We start from the raw sequence: 26,940 nt of genomic DNA, 5'->3' as shown, positions 1-26,940 counted from the left end.
AAGATATTATGGAACCTAAGCAACAAAAGAGCAATCTTTGTTTGCCTATCGGCAGGAATTCCAAACGAGGCTTCGGTATCGCCGAAGTCCTCGTTTCTGCCGCTGTTCTCGGCTTTATGGTCGTGGCTTTAAATAAGCTGCAGACTAGCAATCATGATACGTTCCTCAGAATCCGCGGTAGAGACGGGGCGGTAGAACTTGCACAGAATGTACTTGATTCCCTTAATTCTGTTGGTGCTGCGTCAATCGCTTCGAAGGCTGATGGTGATACAACTTACCCTCTGGATTCCATTACACGTCGGTGGGAACGAGGCCTTGGGGGTTACGCCACAATAAGATATGCTCGTCAGATTACTGTTGCAAAGACGGATGATTTCGAAGCTGCGTCTCATTCGAACTATGAAGATGCTAGTCACATTTATGCGAAACAGGTTAATGTTCGTGTAAGCTGGTCATTTAAGGGGTCTAATCAGTCCATTAATGTTTCGGGGGTTATTCGATGAATAAGCGTGGTTTTACATTGATGGAACTTTTGGTCTATATGGCCATTGTTGGCATTGTGGTGGTGATCGCAGGCCAGGTTTATAGTGATAGCACCAAGATGCGAATTCGTACCCAGGGGATGATTACTGCCAATGAAATCGCTGAAAATGCTGGAGTCCTGATCAGGGATGATGTTTCGCAGATGGGAGCAAAAAGTTTTCTGGGTGCTTCTGGATACGAAGCTCACGATGCTGTTTTTATTGATCCCTATAATACAGATGTAACAAAGCAGGATTATTCCTCCTTCGTGTATAAAGCCGGTTCAAAGAATGATAGCCTTTATTTCAAGAAAATGCGCTATAGCGAAGATGGATCCTATCAGGCTGTTGAGGGAATTTCCTGGCATGTTGACGGTACATCGCTGGTCAGGTCCTGTCAAACTATTGTGAACGAAGCGTCTGCTGTTATCGATGACGCATGCCCAAAGAGCGATCCTTACGATGTTGTTATTGCAGAAGGCGTTGAATCTTTTAAGATTCGACCTGCAAGGCCTGCTGTATTGAGTGCGAATGCAGATGCTGCACAGCTATTTCCACCGGGAGGAGGTGATTCCTTTAGACTTTTGTCTCGTATTGATGGTACGGATTTTTTTAGAGCGATTCTTTCTCCTGAAAATGGTGGCGTTGCTGTAACCATTTCCGGATTTACCTCGAATTATGATGCTACAAATGAATTGTATACTACTGAACGTAAGGCGAACCAGCTATATGCGAGCGAGGCTAATGGCAATGTAGGAGAATGGAGCGATCTTTGCACGAAGGTTAATTTGAACCCGGATACGACCTACGAACTTTCCTTTACGCTTCCGAGAACAGGCAATAACGACAATTCACAGACTTTCATTCCTGGCGTAGACTATATGTCTGTAGGCTTTAGGACAACCGAGGGAAATAAAATTGAAGGTCTTCGCGACTTCAGCTTTTTCCCGACAACTGCTGCTTCGGCAAATTCCATTGCGAGAACAGCTCTCTTTAAGGTGAACAGTCCGGTGGAGGCTTGCATAGCCTTTACCTTTGCTCCCTATTCCCCTTTGTTCTCTTCGGGATCCATTGCAATCAGCCAATTGAAATTGATTAAGGTGGCAGACCTCAACTTTACCTTTGCGCCTGGATATGTTCCTGAACTAGAAGATAAGGTAAATGTTCGCGCATTTAAGGATTCCCTAGTTGTTAAGAAAAATGGTGAAACAGGTTTTTCCTCGCACATTATTGCCGTACCCAGTAACGGTGTGGGTGCAAACTAAGAGGTATAGTATGTTTAAGAATGCAAAAAAAGGTGTTTCCCTTGTTGCTGTGTTGCTGTTCATGATGATTGCAACAATTGCTGCAACCGCAACCTACAAATGGCTGTCCTCTTCGGGGTTTTCCAGCGCATCCCGCCTATATAAAAGTGAAGCCCAGCAGGCAGCTTATGCGGGTATCGCATCAGCTCGTGCTTGGATGACTTACCATGGCAACGAAACTGGAGCAGCCATTCGTCAGTACCTGACCCCAGAGCCGGATGACCGAGTCCCTGTTCGCTTGACTAATGTCTTGAAGTCTGTTGCCAATAGCAACAACCAGCAGGATTTTGATGTATGGATTGTCGATGCCAATACTGAAACCTTGCCCTATACGGTAAAGCTTGTCTCTGTGGGTAAGGCAAGAAATGGTGGCGCAAAACATAGCGAGGTTGCTGTTCTTAAAATTTCTGGTCTTTACCAGGTTCAGATTCCCGCAGAACAAAGCTTTAGCGGTTTTAATGATGCCTTCCATGGTTCCTTGGCCAGTGCGGGCGACTTAAAGGTGAATTCCGCGACTATTAATGGTAGCCCGGATGCAACAAATGGTGGTGGTAGTGCGTTTAGTTCGGTTGAGGTTGAAGGAGACCTGATTATTACAGGATCTGCCGAATTCAACTCCAACTCCAAGGTTGGTAATCTCTATGTGGTAGAAGATTTTAGCCGCTGTACAAACGTAAAAGTGATGGGCAATGCCTATGTTGGTGGCAAGTGGTACGCAACTATGGGCGGAAAAGGCGACACCATTTATGGTGATTTATTTGCAAGAGGTGGCCTTGATCTTACGACTAGAGGCCCTAATGCGATGGGTGGTTGTGGAGGCTCCATTGGTGGTATTCTTGAAGTGAAGGGTAATCTTACTCTAGGAGCTGCGTCCTATATGCCGACAAATAACTCCCAGTCAGTTGTTCATGTCGGAAAAAATTTGACTGTTGATGACAAACTTATTTTTAATACAAATGGAAATGGAAATCAATGGGGATTTCAGTTCGATGTTACAGGAAATTCGTATATAAAAAATGGGCTTGAAGGAGACCACAAGTATTACGATATTGAACGAGTTAGCTTTGGCTCGCCTTTGTCGGCGACGGCGATGTATGCTCCTGGTTTGACGCAGTTAAATACAAAATATGAAAATGAAAATATTCCTTCCACGTATTATTGTAATGATCTTGATTGCGTAAAAAGCGGCGAAGCTGAGCCTGAATATGGTGGTTTCTTTAAGGTATATAGTACTTATTATGCATCGGGAGCACCCAGCCAAAATGAGCTGGAAAAATGGAGAGCGGATTCTCTAGATGCAATTGCTCAAAAAATTATTCCTGGCGGTAAGGAAAAGGGCTGCGAGACAGATCTTCATGTGAAGGACCCCTTACAGTTTAATAAAGATGTTCTCAGTTCTTCTTACAAGATTACGTCTACTAACAAAAGTTCTTGTACTTGGGCAACCCTTTGGAATTCTTGGCCTAGTGATTGGGTGGGCCAGCTGAATAGATGTTATGCGTCTGAACTTGGTGCATCTAAGTTGTACAAGGATAAATGGCTTGTTGCTGAATTTAGCAATCCACAATGGGGTAATTCCAGCACATTGCTGGAAGGCAATTTCATATTGATTATCAATGGAACTTCCCCGACAAATCAGATAGATTTGCCGGATATGACAGAAAATTCCAACGTATTCATCTATTTCCCTGATGGTTGGAATCATACAATAACTTTAAAGACTTCTAGCACTGGAAAGAAAAATTATTTCATTTATAGTGATGGCGACATAAAAGATTTTCAAATGAATTTAAATGATCCTATGACGGGATCCATTTACATGGCAAACTGTTCGGCATTAAATACTGGGACTCATAATGCAGCTGTAGCAGCGACCGCCAATAGCAGCTTGACTCAGGCACTTGCTGAAATTAATGTCATTTGTGATAATGATGAAACGGACAAATGTTCTGCAGATGGTAGCGGTTCTGGTTCTGGTTCTGGTGGATCCTCTAGTACAAATGGTGATAAGGATTCCTACTATATTGCCGCAGCACCTCAGCTGTATATCCGTACAGAATCACAGTATAGGAATAATGAACTGTCTGTAAGAAACATCGAAAATGGTGGAGTTGATTTGGCTCCTTCGATTATTGTTTTGCCAAGAATTCTTTATTTGCCAGCAAACCCTTATGGAACCCTTGCAGATTACTATGACGTTATAAATTTGAACGGGGCTACGGCGCAGAAAAATCCTGCTGCTGTAACTTGTAGCCCATCGTCAATGCCGACCATGGCTTCTTTTAGTAGCTATGGTGATTTGTCTGCCAATAATGGCAAACCTTATAGATGTAACTATGCTGGTAACACCTTTGGCGCAGTGCCGTTCTATATCGTTGTGGCTGGCGATAGAGGTAATCCTCCACCCGTCCAGTTTGTAGATGAAAATATTGAAATAAACAAGAATGAAATAAAGAAAGTGGCTATAAAGGTCAATCCATCTGCGAATGGTCAGCCGGTAAATGTGGACGTTTACCAGAGTCCTCTACCTTCAAATTGGACTGTGACTGGCGCTTCTGCTCATACTATAAATGCGGATGGCTCTAGGGTCTATACGGTGACTGTAACACCTCATGCAACCGACGTGAAAACATTCAATGTCTTTACCGTAGAAATGCCTTCTAATGGTGAATCTAGTGCAGTGACTTTCCAGATGATTGACCCTTGCGATGGCTGTATTATTGGCCATGAATATGACCATACTACCATTGTGGCAGGAGGATCCTTTAATGTGAATATTAAACCTGTTGATGAATTCTGCGCTCTGGATGAAAATGAGAACAATGAAGATTGTAAAGTGGGTGGCAAACTTTATAAGGTCATGCAGGCGGAATCTTGCTCTGACAAGGTTGGAAGCAGTGCCTGGGTTCGTGCCAATGGTATTGGTTGCAGTCCTGAAATTCAGAATGAAAAGTGGAGCTGCAGTGTCTTTATTGATCCTAATGTTCAATTGCAGGGCATGAAGAACAATATGTCTACTGAATGTGAGGTGACCGTTGCTCCTAAGGAAATTTATTCTGCCCGAGTTGATACGACTATTGATTTATACGCTTCAATCACGCGAAAGTCCTATCCGCTATATCTAAAGATTACGGGAGCAAAGAGCGGTAGTGAAGTAAGTGTGTCCTATTCTAAAACAAGTAATGCTACGCAGGGAGATGTTGTTCTTGCGACTTGTGATAAAGATACCGTTATAACGGCTTATCACGGGTACAAGTATTTCTTTAACTATAAAGAAAATGGTGATGACGAATTTGCTGCTTGGAAGTGTGAAGGAAAGAGCTGTCCCTTTGCTGGCGGAAAATTCAACAATTACGGAATTTCCGTTTCTGATACAAATATCGTCACAGCTCGATTCAACGAGGAAGATGAACACTGCTTCTATGAAGATTTTGACGACGATAAAAAGAATGTGGGCTTCCCCACCAAATTCTGCGACGGATCAGATAAGAGATGTATCGACACCTGTGACTACAAAATGGGTATAGGCAAGTCTTGTGCCCTGGATGCATCTGTTCATAAGGGTTCAAAACCGGAATGGGTTATGGTCTATGACAATAGGCCTCTTGTTAGCGCTCAGCGACCTGTATCGTACGATAAATCGAAATGTGAGGAAAAAACGATCGCAGGGTATAAATATTACATCCCTAGTGGTTGTGAAAAACGTATATACCAATCGGCTCAAAAAGATTACAGTAAGAAAGTACTTTATCCTGAGGTAAACGGTGGTTATATTGCAGCCAATGCCAGTGCAGAAACAAACGCCAATGATATTAATGGTACCCAGGCTGTAATTTTAAGTGCCAAGCAGACAGGTACCAATGGTACTATGACATCCCTGTTTACTACGGGTATTTTACCGACCGTATTTGAAATTCCGAAATCGGTATCAGATTGGATAGAACTTTTTCAAGGAAAAACTCATCCGTCCCGCTACGATTATGAGAATTCTGGATTCATTTTTAGGTCAAATAAGAATGCTACTGAGTATTTCTCGTTAAGTGTTTTTGGCTTAGCTAATGTAAATAGCCTTTACAGTAACAAGATTTATGCCCACCTATGCATTGTAGAAGAACAGACTGCTGCCTCAAATGGTAGAACCATATGTAAAACGGAAGAGTTGCCCATTTCCGCTTGGGAAACTACGGGTAATTGGCTTACTGATATTACTCAGGAACTTTCTCAAGGTTTGGGTATCACTTCGGGAACGAAGTTTGGCATGACCATGAAACTATCCGGAAAAATGCTGAGTCTTGATTTTACACTCGATCGTTTGGCCATGAAAGATGGTCAGAAGAGTATCAAGTTTGACTTGAGTGGGTTTGGCAAAACTCTGGAAGGTAATGAGTATGTTGGCCTTAAGCTGTCCAATCCTAAGTTCAGGGTATACGATATTTCCTGGCAAAGTGATACCTATGTTAGTGATTGTTGGGCTACTCCTAGAATCCTCTGTTCATTCAGATCCAATTATCCTGGTGGAATAGTACCTTTGGATGAAGATGTCAAGCCTTGGGTTGTTTTGTCCAGTTTCGAGGAAACTGACTATGAACAAGCCGGATGTAACGTGAAGTATTATTATAATGGCTGTGATAACACGACAACTTCTGGTACTTGGACAGACTATAGCAAAGACGATCTTTGGAGTAACATGTTCAGTAGGAACAGTTGCAGCCATAATCCGGATAATATAGGCTTGTACTGGGATGATGGTGCTGTGGTTAGCTCCGGAATCTATAATTTCAGTCGAGAAGGACAACATGGATACACTCATGAAAGTGGTACCGGCATTGCCAAGGATGCCAAGGTAAAGCTGAATTGTCAAAGTGCATCTACGACGCCTCCATCCTCGTTGACGGCAAGCCAGAGCTGCGGTCAGTTTATCGTAGGCGACATTGTGTTGTGCGAAAAGAATTATGACTTTATGGAACCGTACTCTTCGGCCATTCAGTGCAATGTGGGCTCCACCTGCGTTGTTGAACATGACATGGCGACCAAGGGCTCTGCTAATTTGAGAAATGCCAGCGTTTACTACAAGCTGAATAGTGGAGATTGTCAAGGTGATGTGGTTATTAGTGTTGTTGACTCTACTGGAAATGCCTCTGAAAATATCACAATTTCTAGTAATGGAGATTCATATTTTGATATGGATGATTATTCTGATGCCAGTGGCTTCGATCCGCAAAAAATCAAGGAATTCCGTTTTACAAGTTCCGAGTGTAATTTCGAAATCCAACATGTGGAATCGGAATGCCCCTATGCTTTGGGCGTCAAGAGCTGCACTGCAAGGTACACGGGCTCGTCTTGGATTGTTTCTGCTGAAGTCAGAAATGCTGACGAATGTAAGGTGATTGTTCCGAATAATTCCTCTGCAGATGATTCTGAATTAAAGGGCTCCTGTGTTAGCCAGTATAGGCTTCCTGAACCCGGTTTGCTCTCCAAGGTTTCTGATTATGGCGAAGAATTTAACTTTGCTCTGCAAGTTACAAATACATCGACAGGTGAAGTTGCATCAAAAACTTGCGATCCCTACACGGTTAATCCGGTCGACATAACCTGTAGTCTGTCTGAATACCAGGTGGAGCAAGGTGCGGGTATTCCTACACTGACATACCTGATTTCCAATTGTCCTGATTGTAACTATTCTGTTTCTTTTGGTGACTTTATGGCATCTGGAATATCTGACGGAACATCACAAGAACAGAGCTTCGGCGATGCGAATTCTGTTGGTTATAAGCTGGATCCTGGTACTTACCACTACACCATTGATGTGCAGGGTAAAAAGAACGAGGAGTGCGAATTTACTGTAGTTGCTGCCTCCAATGAAAAAACGGCTAGTGCTTCTAACTGTCACTTCAATGCAGGAACAAAGGAATTCACTGCCGATGTTTCCTATACTGGAGATAGTTGGGATGGTAAGCTGTATGCTACTGATGGCCTTGGAAATGAACTGGGTGAATTGGGCTCTGTTTCATCTTCAACAGGTAATTCAGTAAGCTTTGACTTGTCAGGAACCAATTTCACTGTGGGTGATAACAGAATTGTCTTGGTATTGAATAACGGTAACAATAATAGCACTGGTTGCGCGGAGCAGTATACCATTGCCGCAAGTTCCTCTTCTGTGGCAAGTTCCTCTTCCGTTGCTCCAACACCGTCTTCAAATCTTTGTTTCTTGGTTGGCAATGAAGGTATTGCTGGTCGTGAAAAGCATTCGAAACTTACAAATATTCCTTCGGGTAATTATAAGCTCCTTCATAATTGTAGCAATACAACTCAATGGTGGATTTATTGCACAAAGGGTAAAACTTTAAATGTTAATGGCCATTCTTATGCCTGTTCTGGTGCTAAGGAATATGGTGGTAATCAGGGGGCCATTGGCTATGCGATAACATCTGGAATCTCATTTGTTGTTCCGAATGATGTTGAAATTTTCAGTATGAGTTGTGAAGCTGCTGGAATTGCCGGCGCGGGTGGCCCTGTTCCTGGTTGTGACGGACTTCCTCCGGTTCCGCGATCCAGTTCCAGTATCGCAGTAAGCAGTTCTTCTTCTGCTCCTATGGCCTACAGCGCTACCTGTAAGTTTGAAGACAGTAGTGATATGCTTGGTGGAACAAGATATACGAAGTTTGTTGTGCAAAACATCTCTGTAAAAAGTCCAACTTATGTGGTGGATTTGTATGATCAAAATGGGAATATGGTTTCTGTTTCTGCTCAGGACAAAGTTATTAGTGAATATGTATCTGAGAAAAAGTATGATGTTTCTATAACGCCTACTGAGGCGGGAACTGTTACATACGTGTTGAAAACATCTAATGGTCAAACAATCTGTTCGGCATCACTAGAAAACAAAGAACCTGTCATGAACAATTGTTCTGTAAGTCCTGAAAGTATTACTCCGGTTCTTTGGGGTAACTCCAACATAACTATGAAGGGTTCGTCTAACATACGGAAAAAAAATGCTGACGTTCAGATTTATATGGATGGAGTTCTCAAACTATCCAATTCTAGCTATTGGTTTGGTGACGATGGTTCTTTCTCCACGTATGTCACGAACATTAGCCATAGTGAAAAGGGAACGCATGTTTTTGAACTGTATTCAAACGGGAAAAAACAATGTGAAGCCGAAATGGGCATTGGTTATAAACCAAGATGTACAAATAATGATTTTGGTGCTAGTCCATCCACTGTTGAAAATTATGGGTCAAACGGAAGGTATACCTTTGATATTAAAATCACTGGAGAAGTGGAAAATTGTGGTGAAGAGTATGGCGGTTGCGCCTATGCCGTTAAATTAGATGGAAACGTTGTTGCTTCTGGAACCAAGGTGATGAAGAAAGGCGACGTGCTTACGTCTATTGATTTTGGTTCTTTGTCTAAAAATAAATATTATAACTATTATATCGAGTTAACCAATTCTGTCGGAACTAGTGCTCAAATAGTCTGTTCTGCCAGTGTTTACCGTAAATAATTCCCACTAAATCATTTAAAAGGCCCCCTTGAAAGGGGGCCTTTTCTTGATGACATAAGGATTGCTAAGCCGATGCTGACTGGAGCCCGCTCTGAACAAGTTTCTGTGTCTGCATGACGTAGAGCAAAAACAGCTGTCCCTGATTCTATCGCTTCGCTCCAGAATGACTGTCCTCGGGGTGACGAGGGTGTAGCGAAAAAAGGTCCCGCATCTGCGGGACCTTCCTGTACATCAATTACAGCAGAAAACTGCGGTTAGCCTTTTTGCGCCAACAGCGCTTCCAGTTCACGAATGCGAGCCTCAAACTTCGCGGCCATTTCCTCCTTCTCGACTTCGTACTTCGCGCGTTCTTCCTCGCGGCCTTCCTTGCGGGCGATATATGCGGCTACTTCGACATCGTCTTTCATGTGTTCTCCTGCCTTGACAAAAAGCTCTGGAGCAAATGTACTTACTTCCGCGTACTTTTGCAAGCACTGAAAATGCCTGTCGTTTACGAAGGTCGAAAAGTCATCGTTGTTGTTCAACGCGTCAATGGCCCGTAGCCACTGGGCAAGGCGACTGTCATCCTGGGCGTAGTCCGTATCCGCATGCGTGAGGAACTTGTTCACCTCGACGATGGTGAGGGTCTGCTGGTTGCTGAACGTGTGGTATTCGTCATCCAGGAGGCGGACATTGTGGACGTAACGCTTGGATACCTTCCAGGGCAGATAGTCGAACATCTGAAAGCTGATGATGTGGACGTTCTGCATCTTGTCGTAGAAATCGCCTTTCTTGAGCATATTGCCAACGTGACGGGCTACGTAGAAGAGCAGACGGTTGTTGTAGGCATCATAACCAACGTGCTGAATTTCCAGGCCGATGCGGTCCACCACAGGTTCGTCCTTTTCGTCGAGGCGCCGGCGGCTGATGAGGATGTCCTCCTCGATATCCTTGTAAACATACCCGCCCGAAACTACGGGGTTCTCCAGCGTAGGGTTGCTGATGCAGTCGCTTCCGGTAAGGCGCAGGGCGGCGTTGGCCAGGTTCGTCACCAGGGAAAGGTCCTTGCCTCCGCCGGTCAGGATTTCCTTGGCGCAGAGGTCGTTATAGATGTATACGTACTTGTACAGCCTATGGTAACGCTCGATGATTTCGTGGATATCACCGCCATTCTTCTTCGCATCGTGGATTTCTTCCAAAAAATGGCTCATTTGATAAAGATTCATTCGTTCCTTTTGGGGGCGTCAGACGAGATTGCCGGACGGAACAGCGGCAAAGCCCTTGTTCACATATATACATGCAGCAAATCGGCAAAGATTGTGTAAATTTTTGTAAATAAGCGATATCCCCTTGATTTTGTGACGTAAACCAATAAAAAAGGCGAAAGTTAATAAAATTGTAATTTTTATATCTATATTGTAAAGTGATTGTTACTATACGGAGGTCCGTTATGGATTTTAAAAAGTTCTTTGGAAGGTCCTTGGTGGGTTTTACCGCCTTGACCACCGCTTTTGCATTGGTTGCATGCGGTGATTCAAATAAGACTTCTAATGGGGATGATGAAGACGAGGAAACCGAATATTCATCTTCTTCTAGCAAGACCAAGGGCTCTAGTGGTTCTAAGGATGTTGATTTGTCCGAAAAACTGGACAATGATGTGAATCAGGGAGATTTGCTTGAATCTTCTGCCCTTAAAAAACCGACAAACCTTTCTGTATCTCGACTGGCTCCTAGCGTTTTCCGTCTGGATTGGGCTAGTCCCGAAACTCTTGGCGGTATCGAGGCCTATGTTTTGCAGCGTCTTGCTCCGACTGAAACGGAATGGAAGGACGTGGGAACCCTCAAGGATCCGACCGCAACTCACTTTATTATTGATGGTAAGAACAATGCGGACTTCTATTACCGCTTGGCTGCCATGAAGGGCGAAGAACGTTCCGCTTACTCCGACAAGATCATGATTCCTAGCAGCGCTAAATATGTCTCTGATCTTGAATTCCCCACAGTTCCGTCTCTGGTTGCCAATATTGAACGTGACAGCGTTCTTGAAATTGTGGTTACCGGTAACTATCCGTCTCAGGCTATCCTGAATTCCATTTACAATTTGGAAAAGGGTGAAAAGACGGGCGAAGTGTATTACGAAGCTCGATTTGTCTACGGCTCCAGCTATGATGTGGATACGACGGACTTCTCCCTGGATAAGGGGGCTGTTTCCAAGAAGTTTAAGTCTATCGAAGACGAATGTAACTCCTTTGCTCAGGTCCGTGTCGTATGGAGAGATAAGAACGGTGCTGTAGATTTCAGCGACTGGACTTCCCCCATCGGTACGAAGACCGGTACGACCACTGGTCTTGTTGGCAATCTTTCGGAACTTTGCGCTGAAGTCGTGGTTACCGAAAGCGGTTTCCCGGCTCCTGCAAACCTGGCTGTTAACGAAGTTGCTGGCTCCAAGGTTCTGAGTTGGACTTATGCTCCCAACGAGGAACATCCGGCTTCCAGGTTCTTTGTGGAATATCAGGATCTGGCCCAGAAGAAGTGGGTGGTGATTGATTCTGTGGATGCTAGCATTACCCGCTATCTGCTGGAATCCATTTCCGCAGAAATCAGCTATTATCGTGTTGTGGCTGTAGATAAGAAGGGTGAAAAGTCTAATTACTCCGAAGATATCGTGGTCACGTCTACTTCTGAAAGTGTGGCTTTGGGTGTTCCATCCATTACTGGTGTGGAAGACTATTCTAAGGATAAGCTGACTCTGTCTTGGTCTTATGCAGATAATGCAACTCGTCCGGTTACTGGTTTTGAAATCCAGGAACTTGATGTTTCCAAGAATGAATGGAAGAAACTCGGTACGGTTGAAGCTTCTGTAAATAAGTTCCTGCTTTCTGTGTCTAACAACGTCCGCTATGTTCGCGTGGTTGCCTATGACGCCAATGGTCGTGTTCCTTCTGCAGACTTGACGATTCCAGCCAATGCCACCAGCATTTACTTGCTTCCGGCTCCGACCATCAAGGGCGTAACCGAAATGACCGACGGCAAGCTGGCCTTGGCATGGGATTACAGCGCCTCCAACGATCGTCCTGTAGAAGCTTTCGTGGTTCAGCGTCTGAATGGCCAGGGCAGCAAATTGTCTTCTGACATGGTTGACAAGAAGTCCCGTATTTTCCAGATTCCTTCCTTAGATTCTGTGCGCTACTATCGCGTTGGCGCTTATGACAGCAAGGATACTTCCTATTCTGAAATTTATCTGATTCCCGCTACAGAAAAGCCTGTTCTGGCAGCTCCCGCAAATGTTGCCGGTGTTCAGGTGGCCGCAGAAGATTCTGCTCGAATTTCCTGGAACTACACCGACAATGCTAAGCGCCCTGCAAGGAATTTCAAGGTGCAGGTGATGAATGGTGTCACTTGGAAGGATGTCGGCTCCTGCGGTTCTTCTGTGACCACGATGAAGGTGGCTCTTGCTAAGACTGGTTCCTACTATCGCGTGGGGGCCTATGATGCCGGTGCTGATAAGGATACGGTATTCTCTGCATCCATCTTCGTTGCTTACGATGCAAGTGAAGTGACCTTGAATGCTCCTACTGGCTTTAGCGCTAAGGATAATGGCAAGAATACTCTTGAACTGAAGTGGTCTTACACTCAGGGCACTCTCGAAGCAAAGTCCTTTGCCATCGACACCAGTGCTGATGGTGTAAGCTGGTCTCTCTATAAGTCTGGCATTGCTGCAAATGTTACTTCCTTGATTGTGGATGCTCCTAGAGATCCGAAGTACTATGCCGTGGTTGCTATTAACGGTAATGATTCCGCAATGTCTGAAGCCGCCTATGTTCCGGGCTACGTTATCGATCTTTCCTTGCCGGCACCTTCTGGCTTGAAGGCTGAACGTATCGCTCCCAGTGTATGGCTGCTGTCCTGGACCTACGAAAGGGAAGTTGACCGTCGTGAAAAGGGATTCATTGTTGAATCTTCTGTAAACGGCAAGGGTGAATGGACGGAAGAAAGCGAAACTGTTGATGCCGGTGTGCTGTACTATTATGCAAATAATGCCACTTCCGGTAAGGACAACAATGTGGAACATTACTTCCATGTGGCCGCTTATGATGATGCCGATACGACTGCATTTACCAGTGCTGTTCAGCTGACTGTGGCTACTGCATATCGTGAAGATATGAAGTTTACCACTCCCACTGTAGCTCTGCAGTCTCCGGGTAAGAAGTTGCCCACCGGTACAACACATGTGGAAGAAGTTAAGGATGAAGAAACTGGTGCCGTTACAGTGATTGATGTTCCTGACTCGGCTTGCCTCATTACCAAGGCTCAGGTCTATGTTTCCAACAGCTTCGCCAACAGAAATATCGTGAATTCTGAATTTACCGCTACCACGATGTACGAAGTTCGCTGGTATACAGCAAAGAAAAATATCCCTACTTTGCTGGATACTATGCCTGAAAATCGTCTGGCCATTGATTATGCTGATGCAAATGGGGCGTTGGATCCTGAAGATGATCCGGAAACCTTCTCTCTGAACGACCTCTATGTTCAGGTGCGTATGATTTGGACTGACAAGAATGGCGTTTCTGACTACAGTGAATGGTCTAATCCGTTGCTGTTGTCTAAGTGCAGCGCCCAATAGTTGTTGGTTTGAATTAAAAAGGGCTTTCCGCAATTTCGCGGGGAGCCCTTTTTCGTTCTTATATTATTTTTGTGGAATCCTAGGAAGGAATGTATTATGCGTCAAGGTTTTACACTTATTGAGTTGATGATCGTGGTAGTGGCTGGTTGAATGGCGGAAAGAATGGCTGGGAAAAAGATCCTGCAAGGAGTGATTGCCTTTCCTTGCGTAGAGTCTAAATAACTGTCATTAGGGCTCTGCGAATCTTTTAAAAGTATGCGTTTCAAAAGTTCAGTTTCCTTGGAAACTGGACTTTTTTCATAAAATCTTATAAAAATGTATATGTTGCCCCACATCCCGAATTTTTATATACATTGCGAGTATGCAACCCCAGGCTTTAAGACTTTCTGAGATTACCATTTCTAATCTGCGTTCTATCCAGAAGCAGAGGTTTCCTCTTAGTGGTTTCACGGCTCTGATTGGCTATAATAATGCGGGTAAGACCAACATCCTGATGGGGATTCGTTGGCTGTTGGCCCATTTTTCTTTGGATATTTCTTACTTTGACGACCCGAATATTCCTGTAGAGGTGGAGGGTGTCTTTGATGGTATTTCTGAACAGGTGCTGGCCCGCCTTGGTGAAGATCTTTCTGCGGAAATCAAGCCGTTCCTGGTGAATGCTGGCCCCAATATGGGACAGTTGCGGGTAAAAAAGGTGCAGCGGGTTCCTGGTGGCAATTCAGAATCCATGGAATTTTTCGCATTTGTGCCTTCTAACAAGCGGAATGGAGCCTATAAGCGGGAATGGACCCGAGTAAATGATAGTTTTATGGCGGCCTTTAGCCGTATGTTCCCGGAATCCATCGCCATTTGGGATTTTGAAGGCAACCAGGCCTTCGTGAAGTTGCTCCACGAAATTTTTAGACCGCTGGAACGTCGATTCGGTGGCGAAATCAACATGCTGCTGAACAAGTTTAACGACTTGCTTTCTCCCGATAGCGAGAATCGGGCCGAAGAAATCGGCGCTTTCGATCGCGATGTCAATGAAAAGCTCCGTCCGTTGTTCCCCAGCGTGAAGGTGGAACTGGATATTCCTGTGCCGACCATGGAAACCTTCCTGAAGAGGGCTAGCCTGAAGGTCATGGATGAGGATGACGGTTTCGAGCGAGATATAAGCCGCATGGGGGCGGGGTCCCAGCGCGCTATCCAGATGGCCCTGATCCGCTATCTGGCTGATATCAAGAAGCATCATAACAACCATTATCTGAGTCGTACCTTACTGCTGATTGACTCTCCGGAATTGTATCTGCACCCTCAGGCGGTGGAACTTGTCCGCGTGGCCCTCAAGAATCTTTCTAACGAGGGGTACCAGGTGGTTTTTGCCACCCACAGCGCCCAGATGGTGACCAGCGAAGATGTAAGCACGTCCCTTTTGATTCGCAAGAACAAGGAACGTGGCACCTTTATGCGTAAGCGCATGGAAGATGCGGTACACCAGGTGGTTCAGGATGCGCCCAGCCAGCTGCAGATGTTGTTCAGTCTTTCTAATAGTAATGAACTTTTGTTCGCTGACTATGTACTGCTAACCGAAGGTAAGACAGAACTGAGGGTTCTGCCCGCCTTGTTTGAACGTATTACGGGGCAGAGCTTTGCCTTAATCAAGTGCGCCCTGGTTCGTCAGGGTGGAGTTAGCAATACCCGCAAGAGTATGCAGGTCCTCGGGGCCATGGATATGCCTGTTCGCGCTATTGTGGACTTGGATTACGCCTTTACTACGGCTACCCATGATGGCTTCCTGGATTACAACGATCCTGATATCAAGTATTGTCAGAACTTGTTCCGAGAGCTGGCCTTCCAGCACCATTTACGCTTGGTGAATGGTTTGCCGGTGAGCAAGCATAGCAATACCACGGCGGCTCAGGCTTACGCCATGATGGCGGCCATGCCCGAGGCCGAAATGGCAATCCGCAGCATTCATGCCAAGCTTCGCAGTCAGGGAATCTGGGTGTGGACCCGCGGTGCCATCGAAGAACATTTAGGACTTGAAGCCAAGAGCGAAACCGCCTGGAGCAAGTTCATTGAACGGAGTAAATCACAGAATTTTGTAAAAACCCTGCCAGATTATGCCAGTATCGAGGAACTTTGCCGCTGGATTATCGCGGGAAGTCATGGACAATACCAATAGTTTGGTATATTTATATCGGATGATGAGTGTGGGTTTTGCAAGATCGTATTTTGCGACGTTTGGTGTCGCGCTGGCTGGATTCCTGGCCGGAGTGGTGGGGTGTTCTAACGATACCTCTGTGGCGGGAAACAGCGCTGAAACGGGTTCGCCGGAGTTGGCTTCTATCGAGGGCCGACTTTACCTGGGCGAGGGCGTGGCTTCTATGGCCCGCGTCAGTATCGTTCCTAAAGATTTCAATGTGTTTGACGATTCAGTCGGTATCTTTGGCGAAACCGACGAAAGAGGCTCCTATCGTTTGACCGGAGTTGCTGCTGGTACTTATTCCCTTGAAGCGGTTGTGGTGTCTGGCGAACGTTTGCTGGTCCAGGATGTTGTGGTCTCGGATCATGATTCCGTGGTCATTCAGGACGATACCCTTAAGGTTCCGGGCTATGCGATGCTGAAGTCGGAAATGGCTGATGGGGCCGAGGGCGTGATAACCGCAGTGGGAACCACGATTTATCGTGAAGTTTCTGTTTCTGGTGGAATGATCCTTGTGGACTCCCTGCCGGCGGGTGAACTTGATTTGAGATTGTCGCTGGGCGGGAACGTGGAACTGTATAAGAACCTTAAGGTTACTCCCCAGGATACAGCAAAGGTGGGCTTTGATGCGGAGCCGGTTGCTACGGTGGATACCGTGGTGATGCGTTTTGTGGCCCCGTTGGCGGCCCCTAAGGGGAGTGTGGATTCCCTGATGGGCTTTGTCAGCGATATTCCGCTGGCCTTACGCCTGACTCCTGAAAACTGCAACTTTGATACTCTTGCGGGAATGGATGGCCGCTGGGAAGTTCGCCGTATTAATGCCGGTGGGGCGGCCAGTAAGAAACTGCCCATTACCTCGGGCTATTTCGATTCCCTGGCCCAGGAGGCGGTATTCTGGGTGAACGTGGATTCCCTGAATCTGGAAGATTCCCTGGAACTGGTCTTTAATAATGCCCTGACTTCCGGCTTTGCGCTGGATGTGTTCCCCACCAATAGGGCCTATAATATGGTATGGCATTTTGATGATGGTATCGCTCCCATAACGGACTGGGCAGAAAAGCAGAACTTCCCCGGTACTGCCTTTAAGGTTTCTTTGGTGGACGGGGTTGTGGGTAGCGGTGTCAAGATGTCAGCGACAAGCGCCCTGGTAGCGGATCATTCTGCAGAGGCGGATTCCTCTTTGCATGGGGACCTGGTGTTCGGTACCGAAGATGTCTTCAGTTTCTCTCTCTGGATTCGATTGGATAATCTGGGCGAAGAACAGCTGATTTTTGAAAAGGCTGGCGAATATGAACTGCGTTACGTTCTGGATTCCGGATTCGTGGTGAATTTTTACCACTTGGCCTCTGGGGTGGCTTCGGATGATGTTGCGGATACCGCCAGCTATAAATTGAGCTGGACGTCGGGTTCCGAAGGGCTGAAGGCGGCTTCGTGGGTCTATGTGGCTTTTAGCAAGCTTTCTATGGATGGGTTGGGCAATGGAAACAGCTGCCTGTTTGTGAATTCTTCAAAGGTCGAAAAGCCGGTCTTGTCTGATTGGGATGGCGTTCGTGGTGAGGCTGCTGATTTTAGGATTGGCGGTTTTGCCGGTGCCATAGACGAAGTTTTCGTTGGCGGGAGTTATCGTGAGAATTCCTGGACTTACATGACTTACCTGAATCAGAAACCTTCTGATTACTGGCCGGTTTTAGTGGCGAAATTCTAATTTTCTTTAAAAATTTGCGTTTTAGGGCGGAACTTTTCCGCCCTTTTTGCGTACACGAATAAATTAACGATTCTTTTGTGGTGTAAATAGGGTGAAAAATGGTCTTTTGGGTGGGCTCCCCAGCTCCAAGTTTTGTATTTTTGGACGGAAAAATTTGAAAATTCTATTTAGGTAGGTTCATTCTGCGTACCCGTTTGCTGTTTTTAGTGATGTTTGTTGTGGGTCTGGCTCAGGCCCAGCTGTTGGACATGTCCGAAATGTCCGAGAGCTATATGGTGGAAAATAAGATCCACAAGGTGAAGGTGGAAGGTACCGTCCATATGGACGAACGTTCCGTGCTGAGTCGAATTGGTATTCGTGATGGCCAGAGTTATTCTCCTACGGGTCTTACCGAAAAGGTGCAGTCCTCGGTGACTTCTCTGTACGAGTCTGGTCTTTTTGACGATGTGACTGCCTGGATTGACTATGTGGGTGATGGTTCCGATGTGGACTTGATTTTCAAGATTAAGGAACTTCCTGCCTTGGATACCGCTGTTCTGGACGGCTGTGATGAAGTTTCCGAAGAAGATCTGCGCCTGAAGATCCGTCTGATTCCGGGCCAGGTTTATAGCAAGAGCCAGCTGGAACGTGACCGCCAGGCTATTTTGGAATACTACCGTTCCGAAGGTTATTTGCTGGCCGAAGTGGGCTATCGTGAAACTCCTGTAGATGAGAACAAGAATTTGGTGACCTTCATTGTCCGTGAAGGCGGCAAGGTGAAGGTTCGTGATTTCGATATCCAGGGTAACGACAATGTGCCCCGCGAAGATATTCTGGAACATATGCTGACCAAGCAGGACCAGTGGTGGGGCGGCGGCGAATTCAAGGAAAACGTGTTCGAAGCCGACCGCGATACGGTGTTGAACGCCATCCGCCATTTCGGTTTCCTGGATGCTGAACTGACTGAATATAGCGCTGAATATCTGCCGGACTCCTCCTGCCTGTTCTATCTGGGACGTATGGTTCCCCTGGGAGACAAGCTGGAACCGCTGTACAATCAGCTGAATCTGGCTCTCGGTGATACCGCCACCGCTTTCTACAAGATGGCTGGCAAGCCCACTATGCAGGTAACTCACCTGTTCCGCAATCATCGTGCCGTGGGCGAGATGCCCTGGGTGACTAGACCGATGCCCAAGGTCAAGTCTGAAGAAGACGCCTGGAAGTACCTGAACGACATTATCCGCTACGAAGATGCCCGCAAGGAATGGCTTGATATTGTAAAGGGCCGTAAGTGGAACAACCCGAAGATTGACTCCCTGTTGAAGATCAAGAAGATGAGTGCTTACGAGCAGAAGCTTGTGGTGCGCTATATGATCGAAGACATGTTCTCTGCCTTGAACAAGTATGATAACATCAAGACTTCCAGCTCGATCCTCATTCACATTCATATGATCGAAGGTCGTCGCTACTACATGGGTGGCCTCCACTTCTCCGGTAACGAAGTGCTGAACGACAATATGCTGAAGTATGCTTATCGTCTTGATAGTGGCGAAGTGTTTGACCAGTACAAGTATGACGCTTCCCGCAAGGCTCTGCTTGATGCCTACCGTGAAGATGGCTACCTGTTTGCAACTTACGAAGAAGAACGTACTTTCACTAACGATTCCATTGTGAACCTGTCTTACAAGATGACCGAAGGTCTGCCTGCCCAGATCCACAAGGTTCACATCCATGGCAATACCAAGACTAACGAAAAGGTGATTCGTCGTGAAGTTCGCCTGTATCCGGGCGATACTTACCGCCAGTCCCTGCTAGAACGTTCCTTCCGTGAAATCATGCAGCTGAACTACTTCGACATGGTTCTGCCCGACATTAAGGTGGTGGGCGACCAGGAAGTGGATCTTGACTTTACCGTTCAGGAAAAGGAAGCGGGTACCGGTCAGTTCAGCCTGGGTGTTTCCTATAGCGAAAGCGATGGTCTTGTGGGTACTGCCAGCGTGTCTATTCCCAACTGCTGTATGGGTGATGGTCAGGCTGCAAGCTTTAGCGTCGAATACGGTGCCGACAAGAAGAGTGCTTCTATCAGCTTCCAGGAACCTTGGTTCCTTGATAAGCCCATTACCCTGGGTGCCAGCTTGAGCTACTCCTGGTGGAATATGGAAGATTATGACGACCCGGACATTACCCGTTATGGCGGAAGCGTCTATGTGGGTAAGCGTCTGAAGTGGCCCGATGACTACTTCTATGGTCAGATTGGTTATAGCTGGCTCATGAACAAGCAGGGCCGAAATATCGATGACAGCTATGTGGTTTACTCCGGTGTTGAATCTGCAATCAACTTCCGCCTGCTCCGCGACGACAAGAACCTGCCGCAGTTCCCCACAGACGGCTCTCGCTATGTGCTGGATGTGCAGTGGGCTGATGGCGCTATCTTCAGTGACTTCGACTTCGTGAAGACGGAGTTGACCATTAAGTGGTGGTTCCCGTTGTTCCGCGATCGGTTGAGCATTGCTCTCACGAACCAGTATGGTGTGATTTTCGGTGACCAGTTGCAGTATCGCACTCTGTACTCCATGGGTGGCGTGATGGGCTACGAAGGATGCATGCGCGGTTATAGTTCCGGTTCTCTTGGCTACCGCCGTCTGGGCCGCAGCTACCAGTATGTTGGTGCGGAACTTCAGTTGGGCCTTGTGCCTCAGACCTTCTACCTGTTGCCCTTCTTCTTTGATGCCGGTAACGTATTCGGTGAGCGTTATAATCCCAAGACCAAGGTTGAAAAGCCCAGCCACAACCCGCTTAGCGAATGGGATCCCACTAGCTTGAAGAAGGATATCGGCTTTGGTTTCCGCGTTGTTGTGCCTATGCTTGGTATTATCGGCTTCGACTTCGCGTGGCCTCTGGATGTGGGTGAAACCTACAGCGGTTTCCAGCGTAGTGCTGTTGGCGACATGGAATTCAACTTCGTGATTGGCCAGGGCTTCTAAGGAGGAATTATGGTTAAGAAACTTCTGATCGTTTTGATGATTGCCTTGTTCGGTGCGACCTCCGGTTTCGCCGAAGATGGTCTGCGTATTGCTCATGTGGATTCCAAGCTGATTTTTGACGGTTATAAGGGCACGAAGAAGGCTCAGGAAGAATATGACCGCCAGGTGGCAAAATGGGAACAGCAGGGTAACCTGCTCCAGAAGGAACTTTCTGCCATTAAGGAAAAACTGGACAAGCAGGTTCTGATGCTTTCTGATGAAAAGAAGCGCGAACTGGAAGCGGAATACGCCAAGAAGGATACGGAACTGAAGAACTTCATGGACCGCGTCTATGGCCGTAAGGGAGAACTGATTTCTGAAAACGAAAAAATCAGCGGCCCCATTATTCAGCTGATCCGTAAGGCTGTCACTGAAATTGCCTTGCAGGAAGGTTACGACATGGTGGTGGATCGTGCTACCGGCGCCGTGCTTTTCTGGAAGAAGGAAAACGACCTGACCAATAAGGTACTGGACTATTTGAACAATAGATAATTGATCATCACAAGTCGGGCTGAACTTGTTTTGGCGCCGATTAAAAGTTATCTTAATGCCGCGGGGTTGCCTGCGGTATTTTTATTTGGAGCGAATATGAAACGTAGAGTTTGGATGTTGATTGCAATGCTTTTCACGGCAATGAATTTTGTTGCCTGCGGAGACGATAGCAGTTCACCTAGTGAATCTTCTGGAACGGATCAGGAAAATCCTGTGCCGGGCAATGACACTCTGGTGTTGCCGGATACGGTAATGACGCTGGATTCCCTGGCAAATGAATACAAGTGTCGTGTATCGTACAAGTGCGCCCATGTTTATCTTGTAGAAATGGATCATGTGATGGAATGCGATGGGGAAGATTGGGTTTATCTCAGCGACTATCAGCCTTCTGTTTGTGAAGATTCTGCAGAGCCGTCTTCGAGTTCCGATGCTTTGGCAGAAAGCTCCAGTGATGTCATTGATGAAAGCCCGTCTTCTTCTAGCGAGAGCTCGGAGTCTATTTTTGAACCTGCGACAGATTGCTATGAAGGTGGTGCGCAGATTACCATCAGCAATATTGAAAACCTGAATATGCAGTGTGCTAGTTCTACGGAAGGCTGGACGGTCTATGATAAAGACCATTGGACGCTTTACACATGTACTGCCGGCAACTGGGTTGAAGAAGAAGCGATTCCCTGCGTAATGGACTAGATGAATTTTTTATATTTAAGTAGTAAATAAAAACGCTCATACCTCAAAGGGAGCGTAGCGACCGACCTCACACCTCAAAGCGAAGCGAGCTCATTATGGCCGAAAATAAAGCAGAAAAGTTTGTATTCTACATGTACAAGATGTGCAAGTCTTACCCCAACAAGGAAGTCTTGAAGGACATCTCCCTTAGCTTCTACTATGGCGCTAAGATTGGTATTATCGGTCAGAATGGTGCCGGTAAGTCTACGCTTCTGCGTATTATGGCTGGTATCGATAAGGAATTCCAGGGCGAAGCTTGGATTGAACCGGGTCGTACCGCTGGCTACCTGCCTCAGGAACCTCAGCTGGATCCGAACCTGACCGTCAAGGAAAACGTGATGCAGGCTGTGGCCAAGAAACAGGCTATTCTTGACCGCTTCAACGAAATCTCCATGAAGTTTGCAGAACCCATGGAAGATGATGAAATGAACAAGCTCCTGGACGAACAGGCCAAGCTTCAGGACATCATTGACGCTCAGGATTTGTGGAGCCTGGACCGCAATATTGAAATTGCTATGGACGCCCTCCGTTGCCCGCCGGGTGACTGGCCGGTGACCAACCTTTCCGGTGGTGAAAAGCGCCGCGTGGCTCTGTGCCGCCTGCTCTTGGAAGAACCGGACCTGTTGCTCTTGGATGAACCTACCAACCACTTGGATGCAGAAACTGTGGCCTGGCTGGAACGCCACCTTCGTGAATACAAGGGATCCGTCATTCTCGTGACCCATGACCGTTACTTCCTGGATAACGTGACCAACTGGATTCTTGAAATCGACCGCGGTCGCGGCATTCCTTGGGAAGGCAATTACGCCCAGTGGCTGGACCAGAAGCTGGAACGTATGCGCGGTGAAGAAAAGGGCGAATCTGACCGTCAGAAGCGCCTGGCTCGCGAACAGGAATGGGTCAAGCAGAGTCCCAAGGCTCGCCAGGCCAAGAACAAGGCTCGTCTTAAGGCTTACGAAGAACTCCTGGCTGAAGATTCCAGAGAGAAGATCAACGTGGCTCAGATTCACATTGCCAACGGCAACCGTCTGGGTGACATCGTTATTCAGGCCGAACATTTGCAGAAGGCCTTTGGCGAAAAGGTGCTTTTCGACGATATGAACTTCAGCCTGCCCCGCTCCGGTATTGTGGGCATTATCGGCCCCAACGGTGCTGGTAAGACCACGCTCTTCAAGATGATCACCGGAACCGAAAAGCCGGATGCTGGTACCTTGAAGATTGGCGAGACCGTGCAGATCATCAGTATGGAACAGGGCCGCGATTCCCTGGACGATTCCAAGACTGTGTGGGAAACCATTACGGGCGGTAACGACGAAATTATGGTGGGCGACCGCAAGATGAATGGCCGCGCCTACTGTGGCTTGTTCAACTTCACTGGCGCTGCCCAGCAGAAGAAGCTTTCCACCCTTTCCGGTGGTGAACGTAACCGCGTGCTTATGGCCAAGAACCTGCAGCAGCCGGGCAACCTGTTGTTCCTTGACGAACCCACCAATGACTTGGATATCGAAACCCTCCAGGCTCTGGAACAGGCAATCCTCAAGTTCGCAGGCTGCGCCGTGATCATCTCCCATGACCGCTGGTTCCTGGACCGTATCGCTACCCACATTCTCGCTTACGAAGGTGATTCCAATGTGGTCTGGTTCGAAGGTAACTGGAGCGAATACGAAGCCGATCGCCGCAAGCGTCTTGGCGAAGATGCCGAAAACCCCAAGCCCATCAAGTACAAGACTCTGACGCGCAACTAAGTTGCGCTAGGGCGCGAAAGTTCGCTGCGCGACCTTTTGCTTTGAGGTGTGAGGTCGCTGCAGTTCACTTAGTGAACTTACGCTTTGAGGTATGAGAAAATAATGGCGCCTATCCATTCACTTGGGGGCGCCTTTTTATTATTTTTTTATGAGCATTTGGCTCGTTGCTCACAGCTCATTGCTCAACGCTTTTCTTATGATTCTTCACGTTCTAAAGCATGAACTGCGGTTGGTTTTCCGGGAGCCCCGCTTCTGGATTCCTTTTGTGATTCCTCCGGTGCTGTTGGCGGTGTCCCAGGGGATTGCCGTATCTCGCTATGGCGGGCAGATTATGCAGGGCATGGATGGCTACATGATGCTGTTGCTTGGTTGCCTCATGGCGCCTATGGGTGCGCCTCTTGCTGCCGATAGCTTTGCTGGCGAACGTGAAAGAAATTCCCTGGAACTGTTGCAGCTTTCTCCAGTGAAGCCTGCACACCTGTTCTGGGGTAAGTTTTTGGCGGTGCTGCCGTTCCCGTTGATGTTTTCGTTGATTTGTCAGCTAGTGTATTGGGGCGCGCACTCTGATGTTGTGAACGGTGAGGTGGTGGTTGCTGCGATTCTTGGTTCTATGTCAGCTTGTCTTTTAGTGAATGCCTTTTCTTTGTTGCTTTCTCTTAAGGCGAAAACTGTTCGCGCAGCCACTCAGGGGACGCTGTTCTTTATTATTCCGCTTTTGCTTTTGGTGCAGCTCGGTTATCAGACTTTCTTGCGGGATATGATGATGCCTGTGGTGGCGCTTGGTTTCTCGTTAGCGGTTTGTGTTGCCGCTACTGTTGTGGGAATGCGGAAGTTCATTAGTTTGTAAAAGGTAGAAAAAGTTGCGAATGAAATTTTGGATCGTATTCGTTTTGCTCATGATTGTGTCTATGGCCTATGCCGAAGATAGCGAAAAGAAGGATGGGACCGACGAAAATGGCACCGTGATGCTTGTCCAGAGAAAAGTCAAGAACGGTGGGGCAACCTATAGGGTGTCTACAGAGGATGGTACGATTCTCGCCGATAGCGCCAGGGTGAAACCGGGGACGGTTCTTTATGTGGATGTAGACGTTAAGCGAGATGATGAAGGTGTTTTTATGCTTGACGCCGCCTATCTTGCCGTGAATGCCTATCACACGCCGAAGTACTACATAAACGGTCGCATGACTGAAATTGAGAAGGGTAAGCGTTATAAATTTACCATGAGTGAATGGAATGCTGATGTAAGTTTAAGCATTTTCCCGCTTTATACCATTAAGGTCTATGTAGAGGGCAACGGCTCTGTAACGATTAAGAATACCGTACGAGATACCTATAAAGGTGAAAACTATTATGTTTCTGCCAATGTCGTTTTCTTGGTGGATGCGGATGAAGGTTACTACCTGTCGTCTGTAAATATGAGAAACTGGAATAAGAAACCTTATTCTACATCAATTAATCAGGCTAACGAAATTACCGAATTTAGTTATGATGGACAGGGGCATGCCTATGAAGTGGATGCCGTGTTTAAGAAAATCGACACCTCCCTTAGCGAAGATCTTGGCGAACATTGCAAAACCAGTGGTCTTCCGGCTACGGCAGAATCTGCAGACCGTGTGAAGTTTACCGTTCATTGCGATGAAGGATATTTCTTGAGCAAGGTTTATCAGGAATGTGGAGACAAAAACGATAAATCCTGCTATAAGGATATTTCTGCAGATAAGAATGGCATTTATTCGATGACGAAGGGCAACTCCGCATCTGTCGTAAAGGGTAAACTTCAATATAAAGTAACCTTTGAAGATGAGGGGGAATCCTATGTGGATTATTATACTTCCAACGAAGGGTTCTATGACTCGGGAATTAATTATACCATAAAGGCTAAACACCTTTCTTCGGAAGTTATCAAGTCTATCAGTTATAGTTATTATGACGGCGCTGACTCTGTTAAGGGTGAGTTGAAACTTCTTTCCTGTTCTGCCAATAAGGATTGCACTAGCGGTACTTTCAAGATGCCGGCGGCACCTGTTGTATTTAAGGTGACTCGTGGTCTGGTCAATTATGGTGTTGGCAATGAACTTGATGGAATTTGCGTGGCCAAGGGATTGCCTGATTCTGCCAATGCTGGCGATAAGGTTAAGTTTAATGTCGTGTGCGAAGCCGGTTATGCTTTAGCGGAATTGCCTGTGTTCGGTGAAGAGGGTTCTTCTGATCTTTCGTCCGTTGATTCTGCTGGCGGTGAGTATAGCTTTACCATGCCTGCTTCTAATGTGGTTTTGTCTGGGGGACAGTTAAAGTATGCGGTGATTCTGGAGGATACTAGTTCCTCTTTCGTGGTGTACCCAGATGCTGATATGGACGGGGATTCCGTTTATGCGGATTATGCCTTGCCTGGAGACGCCGTTCGAATTTATGTAGGAGAGGAAGTGGGCTCCGATATAGGTGAAGTTATGTTCAGCTATAAAAATGGAGATGAAAATCAGGAGATGAAACTCAAACTATTGAGTTGTGATGATGATGGCTGCTGGTCTGAAATTTTCTTGATGCCGTCGGTTCCTGTTTCTGTTAGCGTTGAACGTAAGAAACGTGAATATGCCGTGGCTAAAAACAACGATGAACACTGCTCTGTGGAAGGTCTGTCTGCAAAGCTTTTCTATGGAGGTGCCGCTGAATTTACGGTAACCTGTGATGAAGGTTTCGAGGCTGCCGTGTCTTTGGTGTGTGAAGATGGAAAGACTTGTCCGGTTCTTTCTGAAAAGGATGGGGTGTACGGCTTTGTACAGTCTTTAGAGACGGTGCTCATTTCTGTTGAGTCTTCTGAAATTCCTGCAAAGGATCCTGTGAAGGACCCGGCGGACGATCCCGAGGATGATGATTCTGGGAATGGTGATTCCGAAACGACGGTTGTGAAAAATCATTTGCAAAATGCATTGCGAATTTCCGTTGTTGATCGATCTGTTATGATTAGCGGTTTGAAGCCCGGTTCTTCTGTTGCCGTTTTCGATATGCAGGGTAGGGTTATCAGAAATGTTACCGCCGACAGAAATGCGATGCTGCTGGATCTGCCCCGACCTGGTCGCTATTTGCTGAAGTCAGGGACTGCACATAAGGTGATTAATGTGCGCTAAGTAGCCTATATGGCTCTTTAGA

The 26,940-nt window shown here is 46.7% G+C and carries 14 protein-coding genes; 13 read left to right on the top strand and 1 reads right to left on the bottom strand.

What is annotated here, in order from left to right; translation table 11 throughout:
• Positions 1-8 precede the first annotated feature (8 nt).
• Genes BUB73_RS04180 through BUB73_RS04170 form a run of 3 tightly spaced genes read left to right on the top strand, consistent with a single transcriptional unit; the run spans position 9 to position 9,329 of the window.
• Positions 9-503 (top strand): type IV pilus modification PilV family protein, encoded by a 495-nt coding sequence (locus tag BUB73_RS04180; protein ID WP_073157098.1) that lies wholly within the window; start codon positions 9-11, stop codon positions 501-503.
• On the top strand, positions 500-1,786 hold the full coding sequence (locus BUB73_RS04175) for a PulJ/GspJ family protein (RefSeq protein ID WP_073157095.1): 1,287 nt from the start codon (positions 500-502) through the stop codon (positions 1,784-1,786). Before BUB73_RS04180 ends, BUB73_RS04175 begins: the two co-directional genes overlap by 4 nt.
• A gap of 10 nt (positions 1,787-1,796) precedes the next feature.
• On the top strand, positions 1,797-9,329 hold the full coding sequence (locus BUB73_RS04170) for a hypothetical protein (RefSeq protein WP_073283821.1): 7,533 nt from the start codon (positions 1,797-1,799) through the stop codon (positions 9,327-9,329).
• A gap of 254 nt (positions 9,330-9,583) precedes the next feature.
• On the opposite strand, the gene BUB73_RS04165 is transcribed toward BUB73_RS04170, so the two are convergent.
• Positions 9,584-10,534 (bottom strand): PD-(D/E)XK nuclease family transposase, encoded by a 951-nt coding sequence (locus tag BUB73_RS04165; RefSeq protein ID WP_083539633.1) that lies wholly within the window; start codon positions 10,532-10,534, stop codon positions 9,584-9,586.
• Between the two features lie 224 nt (positions 10,535-10,758).
• On the opposite strand from BUB73_RS04165, the gene BUB73_RS04160 reads away from it, so the two are divergent.
• From BUB73_RS04160 to BUB73_RS04115, 10 genes are all read left to right on the top strand, one after another.
• Positions 10,759-13,935 (top strand): fibronectin type III domain-containing protein, encoded by a 3,177-nt coding sequence (locus BUB73_RS04160; protein ID WP_073283815.1) that lies wholly within the window; start codon positions 10,759-10,761, stop codon positions 13,933-13,935.
• Between the two features lie 96 nt (positions 13,936-14,031).
• On the top strand, positions 14,032-14,085 hold the full coding sequence (locus BUB73_RS17925) for a prepilin-type N-terminal cleavage/methylation domain-containing protein (protein WP_073157404.1): 54 nt from the start codon (positions 14,032-14,034) through the stop codon (positions 14,083-14,085).
• A 211-nt stretch (positions 14,086-14,296) separates the two neighbouring features.
• Positions 14,297-16,099 carry an ATP-dependent nuclease gene (locus BUB73_RS04150; RefSeq protein WP_073283810.1) on the top strand — a complete coding sequence of 601 codons (1,803 nt, stop codon included), beginning with the start codon at positions 14,297-14,299 and terminating at the stop codon, positions 16,097-16,099.
• 28 nt (positions 16,100-16,127) lie between these two features.
• Positions 16,128-17,825 carry a LamG domain-containing protein gene (locus BUB73_RS04145; protein WP_175552186.1) on the top strand — a complete coding sequence of 566 codons (1,698 nt, stop codon included), beginning with the start codon at positions 16,128-16,130 and terminating at the stop codon, positions 17,823-17,825.
• Positions 17,826-18,034: 209 nt separating this feature from the next.
• The gene (locus BUB73_RS04140) at positions 18,035-20,788 is read left to right on the top strand and encodes a BamA/OMP85 family outer membrane protein (protein WP_249269292.1); all 2,754 of its coding nucleotides are present in this window, start codon (positions 18,035-18,037) and stop codon (positions 20,786-20,788) included.
• Positions 20,789-20,797: 9 nt separating this feature from the next.
• A complete protein-coding gene (locus tag BUB73_RS04135; protein WP_073157078.1) occupies positions 20,798-21,319 on the top strand; it encodes an OmpH/Skp family outer membrane protein in 522 nt (173 codons plus the stop codon).
• A 96-nt stretch (positions 21,320-21,415) separates the two neighbouring features.
• Entirely contained in the window at positions 21,416-22,009 is a 594-nt protein-coding gene (locus tag BUB73_RS04130) for a hypothetical protein (RefSeq protein WP_139258198.1), read from the top strand.
• Positions 22,010-22,104: 95 nt separating this feature from the next.
• Complete coding sequence (ettA, locus tag BUB73_RS04125) at positions 22,105-23,793, top strand: energy-dependent translational throttle protein EttA (protein ID WP_073157073.1); 1,689 nt, start codon at positions 22,105-22,107, stop codon at positions 23,791-23,793.
• 148 nt (positions 23,794-23,941) lie between these two features.
• The gene (locus tag BUB73_RS04120) at positions 23,942-24,640 is read left to right on the top strand and encodes an ABC transporter permease (RefSeq protein ID WP_371522103.1); all 699 of its coding nucleotides are present in this window, start codon (positions 23,942-23,944) and stop codon (positions 24,638-24,640) included.
• Positions 24,641-24,659: 19 nt separating this feature from the next.
• Positions 24,660-26,918 (top strand): hypothetical protein, encoded by a 2,259-nt coding sequence (locus tag BUB73_RS04115; RefSeq protein ID WP_073283804.1) that lies wholly within the window; start codon positions 24,660-24,662, stop codon positions 26,916-26,918.
• Positions 26,919-26,940: the final 22 nt, after the last annotated feature.

This window comes from Fibrobacter sp. UWH6 (assembly GCF_900142465.1).
In the GTDB taxonomy this organism is placed as follows: Bacteria; Fibrobacterota; Fibrobacteria; order Fibrobacterales; family Fibrobacteraceae; genus Fibrobacter.
This window is presented reverse-complemented; position numbering and strand designations above follow the sequence as displayed.